Source organism: Microvirga sp. KLBC 81, assembly GCF_003075415.1.
Classification (GTDB): Bacteria; Pseudomonadota; Alphaproteobacteria; order Rhizobiales; family Beijerinckiaceae; genus Microvirga.
The window spans coordinates 24,662-30,727 of the sequence record NZ_QDAH01000057.1 but is presented as its reverse complement, the minus strand read 5'-3'; the positions used below and the strand labels follow the sequence as shown (position 1 = coordinate 30,727).

4 protein-coding genes and 1 pseudogene are annotated in these 6,066 nt (G+C 52.9%); 2 read left to right on the top strand and 3 right to left on the bottom strand.

What is annotated here, in order from left to right; all coding sequences use genetic code 11:
* Nucleotides 1-77: 77 nt before the first annotated feature.
* A pseudogene (locus tag DC522_RS24655) lies at nucleotides 78-209 on the top strand (integrase core domain-containing protein); the annotation flags it as partial.
* A gap of 334 nt (nucleotides 210-543) precedes the next feature.
* On the opposite strand, the gene DC522_RS24650 reads toward DC522_RS24655, so the two are convergent.
* The 3 genes from DC522_RS24650 to DC522_RS24640 all read right to left on the bottom strand — a co-directional run bounded on the left by DC522_RS24650 (nucleotide 544) and on the right by DC522_RS24640 (nucleotide 4,851).
* Entirely contained in the window at nucleotides 544-2,517 is a 1,974-nt protein-coding gene (locus DC522_RS24650) for a hydrolase (protein ID WP_116531250.1), read from the bottom strand.
* Nucleotides 2,518-2,752: 235 nt separating this feature from the next.
* Nucleotides 2,753-3,850, bottom strand: a complete 1,098-nt coding sequence (locus DC522_RS24645) for a glycosyltransferase family 4 protein (RefSeq protein WP_116531249.1) — start codon at nucleotides 3,848-3,850, stop codon at nucleotides 2,753-2,755.
* Between the two features lie 128 nt (nucleotides 3,851-3,978).
* The gene (locus DC522_RS24640) at nucleotides 3,979-4,851 is read right to left on the bottom strand and encodes an FkbM family methyltransferase (protein WP_116531248.1); all 873 of its coding nucleotides are present in this window, start codon (nucleotides 4,849-4,851) and stop codon (nucleotides 3,979-3,981) included.
* 433 nt (nucleotides 4,852-5,284) lie between these two features.
* Here DC522_RS24640 and DC522_RS24635 point away from each other — a divergent pair, with 433 nt between their 5' ends.
* Entirely contained in the window at nucleotides 5,285-5,977 is a 693-nt protein-coding gene (locus tag DC522_RS24635; protein WP_116531247.1) for a bifunctional 2-polyprenyl-6-hydroxyphenol methylase/3-demethylubiquinol 3-O-methyltransferase UbiG, read from the top strand.
* Nucleotides 5,978-6,066 lie beyond the last annotated feature (89 nt).

The window sequence follows — 6,066 nt, the reverse complement described above, 5'->3', positions numbered from 1 at the left end:
AGTTCGCCATTCTCTTCGACGGCCGCTTCAGGCCGGTTTGATGAACCCGGCCCTTACACGGAAATTCCGACAGTCCCATCTTCTACACCTTGGAGGAGGCAAAGGTGATCATCGAGAAATGGCGCCGGCCCTACAACACGGTGCGCCTTCACTCATCCCTAGGCTACCGACCACCCGCACCCGAGGTTTTGGTCCCGACTTCCAGTCGCGCAGGCAGCGAACCTGATCTCCAGGGTGGGTCGATGAGCCTGTTCCAGACTAGGCAGCACAGGCCGAGAATGTCGGTGTCGGACGTGAGCACGCGCCTGGAGAGCCGGTTCTCCCCGTGTCCTGCGCAGGTCGATCCTGGGTCGCATAACGGACCTCCTGGTCCCTCCATAGGTAGACCCGCGCCGGTTCCAAGTCCCTGAATGAGGCAGCGTACACGCCAAGCGGTATCAATTAGCAAGCGGCCGAGAGACCGGATCCTTCCCAATAGGACAGTTCGAGTTCCTCGGATCCATTGTCATGCGACCTCGGACGCTCTGCTGATCAAGCATCCACTCACCGACAATAGCGCTTTACAACACCTCGCACGGATTGCGCAGATCCCCATAGCGGCAATAAGGCATGCTTCAGGACAGGGAACTCGCGCGCGATTGCACCCTCACGCCACAATTGCTGCTTGACCGACGTAAGCCTCGAGGAGAAGTTCCTGCCCTGTAGAACACTCAAAACTTGGACTACATTGGAACGTCCGAAATCCACGGAACGCACGCCGACCTCGAGAGACTTTAACGCGGCGTCAGTCGGGCTCGTGATAGCCTGCTTGAGACGCTGCCAGGCGATTTCCGCATCGCGGAGTACGATAGCCCCGCTCTTCTCCGGCAGAGCATCTATATAAGCAAGTACACCAGAAAGAAGCTGATTACCACTTGATGGATCGACCGTCCCGAGGTCAATCTTACCGCAATTGGCTATTACTTCCCCTCTATCACCCTCTTCGAACAGGCGCACAGAGGGTATCTTCGGTTCGAATAGGCTCTCTATCAAATGCCAGTATCTTAGAACACATGTGTGGACATTAGCCGGACTGTAAAAATTCTCCTCAACGAGAAGGCCGCTCACCTTTGGGAAATGTTCTTCACTGTGGCCTTTATAGTTTGAGCGGGCGAATTGGATGGTCTCTAATGAAGCATCAGGGAAGCCGCTGGCTAATAGGCGCTGCGTGCTGCCATAGAGTCCGGTATCGCACAAGATCTGACGATCCGATCCATTGGTGAGCTGGTCGAAATGGCGGGTGAATAATGCATTCTGCCTACGAACATCCGCTAAGACTTCTGCTCCAGAATCGCTATGCAGCAATGTGAGAAACGTTCGCCCTTGGAAGCGCTCCTGCCACTCTTTTTGGAGTTTATAACGGCGCCCGCCAAGGGCTCGAGCAACATCCGCGAAGACACCACCTCGGAACTCACGGTCAAGCTCCTCGACTGCCGCGCTACTCTGCGTCACCAGCGCGGCTCTTGCCGCGACGAGACGAGAAATCATGATGTTTTCGCGCCGTGCATTCAGCGGCAGACCCAGTTTCACCAATACCCGCTCGAATGCTTCCCGAATGCCAATTCCACCTCGGGCACAGAACAAAAGCACTGGCTTTTGGGTCGCTTCTGCCTGAGCAGCATAGAGCCAGATCAGGATGCAGAAATGTGCAACGATTGGACCAAAGACACTCCGACCGAACGCAACCATATCTTGGTCTGCTACTCTGGTCGCCCCTGCAGTGCGCCTATTCCTGCGCAGAAAACGGTTAGTCTCTGTCACCGCACCATTTGCAGAGCGCAGATACCGGCGATAGGAGGGACGAGGCGTATAGTGAACCTGTACCCCTAAGGACTGTGGAACACACACGTCGGCAAGCATATCATCCCCGATGTGGAGCATCCGGCCTATTGAAATCTTTTCAGCGTCTGCGACAGCAGGAAACAGATCACCGCCACGTTTTGTCATTCCGTAATCAGCACTGCTATATACGTGGTCGACAACATCAGTCCCGTGGAAGTGATGGATTAGCTCGCGGACGCCGTCCGAAGGCAAAGTAGTATCGCTGATCGCAATAACCCGTTTGCCAGTACGCCGCTGTGCTCGTAGGAGATTTCCGAGAGCTTCATTGGCCCGGAGGGAGTCTTTCTCAACCTGCAGCTCTATCTGCATCCGCACAGCCACAAAGGCATCTGGAATTCCAAGAATGTTCAATTGACGGCGTATGACATCGGCAAGTTTTACTTCACCTGCGCCATTACCGACGCTTAATGCGCGAAAAGCCAGCCACTGCGCTTTGAGCCGTATGTCCACCAGAGAATCCGCAGACACATGCCAACCTTGCCGCGCAAGTGCGCTAGCGAACAAGCTCTCAGCCGCCATGATCCGCGATCTCTCGGATCTGATTGTCCTTAGCAATAGGGTATCGAAGACGTCGGTGGAGATCAGGTCGAAGTCTTCTGCCGCATCGATCAGGTAAATACTGCTATTACGCCTCATTCAGATTCTCCCGCAGGGGCGGCGGCAGATGTTGGCAACTCAACCCCTAGACGTTTCTGATCGTCTTGTCTTTGAGAAGCGGATCTCTGTATCTGTGCGATACGATCCGAGTGTTACTCACGCCATCATCTGACATCAGCGATGTCTCTCTAAGGATCAGTGGCATCAGATGAATTGCCACCATCGTTTGCCCTGCCATCAATAGAGTGACTTCCCATGTAGATTCGGTGAGAGCCTAGGAAATTCGCTTTTTTAGTGCGCGCGGCAAGCTGCCATCTATCTCTCGGCAGGCGCTTGCATAGACCTCGAGAGTTTCATTAGCGACACGATCAATTCGCAAATAATCAAGATTAACTTGACTGCTCATTTTCCAGACCTGGAGCTGAATGGAATCACCAATGAGAGAACAGAGAGCCTCCGCCAACCCTGCTGGATCACGCGGTGGAACGAGAATTCCTGCGCGTCCATGCTCTAGCAATTCTGGGATTCCATCGACGTCCGTTGCCACAATTGCACATCCTGCTTCGCGTGCTTCTGATAGCACGAGAGGCGCCGGATCAGCATGTGACGGTAAGACGAAGATGTCAGCGCCCAGCATGAATGGGAACGGATCATCCTGTGCACCCATGAAGGATATGGCATTGGCGCAATCCATCGAATTTGCCATATCGACATATTCATCGTGATGCGGCCCTGAACCAACGACGTACAGGCGCGCTTCAGGATATCGGCTGTGAACGATGGCAAAGGCCTTAAACAAATCGAGGATACCTTTCCGAGGATGTAGGCCGCCCACAAAGATTATGGCCGGAGAATCGAGCCGGCGGGGCGTGCGGTCCTTTCCTTCGAACCGAGCAGATCCAATCGTTCCGTTTAAAACAGTATTGATTCGGGACTTAGGGACCCCTCGCCTCTGCATAGACTCGCCGACAGCTGCGCTTACTGTTATCACACGCGTGCCGAGGCCCATGAGGATTGAACTTCTCTGGAACTCGTTGTGAACGGTCGTGATTAAAGGAATTCGCAGCAGTTTGGATACTGGCCATGCTAGGACGGCACTCGTCATCATGTGAGCATGGACTACATCCGCACGCCACTCAAGAGCCTTCCGATACAGTGCGACGAGGGACGTCAATAACGTTGCAGGCCGCCGTTGATGATTCACAATCGCAGTCTCGACACCGTTGGCAGCAAGGAATTCGTCGAAGTCACCACCTCCACTTGCAATCGCAACACTATGGCCCGAGCTCACCTGAGCGCACGCCAAATCAATCGCAGCGTGAACGTGCCCATTCAGTCGTCTCGTATGATTAAGGAGATGGAGAATACGCATGAATTGAGCCTTTTGCCTTCGTAGCTGAAAGTGACTTTCAGGTCAGCCGACATCCGTCTGTCCTAACCTGACTGCTGATGCATTCTCCATTCCATAGCGGCGCGTCCGTTACGGTGTTGAGCCTGCAGTCAGGCTACTTTGGGTGGCTCGCTGACTTTACTCTCCTGGTTCTGCTCGGCTTCCGTCCAGAGCTTTCGCCTGTTGTGTAGCTCTGCATGAACATACCAGCCGTCCCAGTGCGAAAACTCCCTGAAGACCCGGACATATCCGTTTCGAGCCAGTAAGGCCTCGATCTTTGCCTCTGCTTTCTTGTTCTGTTCTACAGAAATGAGGCTGAATACATGTTTAGAGAAATCAAAATGCGAGAGGATATCGTACTCGCTACCTTCGGTGTCGATCGATATGTAATCAATCTGATATGGAGCACCGTATTCCAGGAGGAGATCGTTGAGGGATACAGTCGCGACGCTTATTCCAACTCCCCTTGCGCGGACATCCGCGAAGTGATCTCCACTCGCGAACTCGGCAATGGAGCTCAACTCTGGATCGGCATCGTCAGTTGTCAGGAAAGTAACCGTTTTCCCCGTGCTGGATGAGACGCAACGATGATCAATTACTGAACTGCGGATGGATGCAAGGTCCGAATGCCACACGGGATTGGGCTCAACCAGTATCCCCTTCCAGCCATACTTCTTTTCCAGTAGCCAGGTATTGCTGTTAACAAGCCCGTTGGTGGCCCCGAATTCGACGAAGTAGCCGCCTCGCCGCTCGCCAAGTTCGTAGCACACCCATAGATCCTGAAGGATCTGCGATTTCGATTGCTGCCTATTGTGGAAAAGATAAGACAGGAAGCGAATTTCCTCTATCTGCATCAAACGTTCAGCCTCGGGGCGACTGAGGCGTATCGAGTCGAAAAGAATTCTCCGGAGAGGAGCCTTTCCTGCCGCCAAATACCCCGCGTATGCAACAGCGGAAAGAACGTTCTTTGCAAGGCGCACCATTCCTGCCCTCAATTCGAATTGTCAGATTTGGATGGGCGAAGGCGCGGTCGCCATGTTATGCGGCCAATCAGACCTCGCAGCTCAACATGCTTCTGCACTCCAGTGCTTTCGTGAAGAACTGAAACAAGCAATCGCGCGACTCCGCATGTTAGATATCAGATAGGCAACTGGACCTGGGGACTCCCCTGCGCTGGAGCGTTGAGTTGTTATAGGTTCGCAGCGCAGATTATCCGGAAAGACGTTATCGATATCCTCTTCTCAAGCAATCCCCTTCATTAGCATAGTCATCCTACTCCAAAGGCTTACTCCTTAGCAGTCACATGTTCTTGCTAGCTATAGATTATAGTGACCTATAGATTGGTGCCAGGCTTTTTTAGTTGTCCAAATTTTTTCTGACAATGCTCGTGATCAGGCGGGAGAACGAGGATCAAAGATGAAAGAAATCTATGAAGGCGATGTGTACGCTACCAAAAATCCCACGTGGCATGAGGAAGATGCTCCCTGGAAAGCACGTCAGATCGAGCGGATGATCAAGAAACACACGATTGGCTTCGACACTGTCTGCGAGGTTGGGTGCGGGACAGGTGAAGTCCTGTTGAACCTGGAAATGGCTTTTCCTAACGCCAAATTGTCAGGATACGATATCTCACCTCATGCGTTCGATCGTGCGAAGCAGAAGGAAACGTGCAATACAAAGTTCCACCTTGCTGACCTTCTCGAAGAGCGCGGATCGTATTTCGATATTGTGCTCGCAATCGACGTCATTGAACACGTAGAAGATTACGTCTCCTTCGTGAAGGCGGTAAGGCCATTTGGCAAATACAAGATCTTCCACATTCCCCTGGATCTGTCCGCTCAATCAATAGTGAGATCGTGGCCCATACTGCAACTGAGAAGCAACGTTGGCCACTTGCACTATTTTTACAAGGAAACGGCACTCGCCACCCTCAGAGATTGCGGGTACAGGGTTATTGATCATTGCTACACGGCCAGCCGCCTCGAACTCCCCAATCAGGCGTTCAGTAGCCGCCTTATGCGACTGCCGCGTAAGATGATGTACGCAGTCAATCAGGACATCACGGTGAGGCTACTCGGAGGCTATTCAATTCTGGTCTTGGCAGAATAGAGCGGTACTTTGTCATCGCGCCGCAACAGGTCGGTGGCTTTAATATGACGCTCATGCGTCTAGGCTCAGCCCTGATCAGCCAATGAATC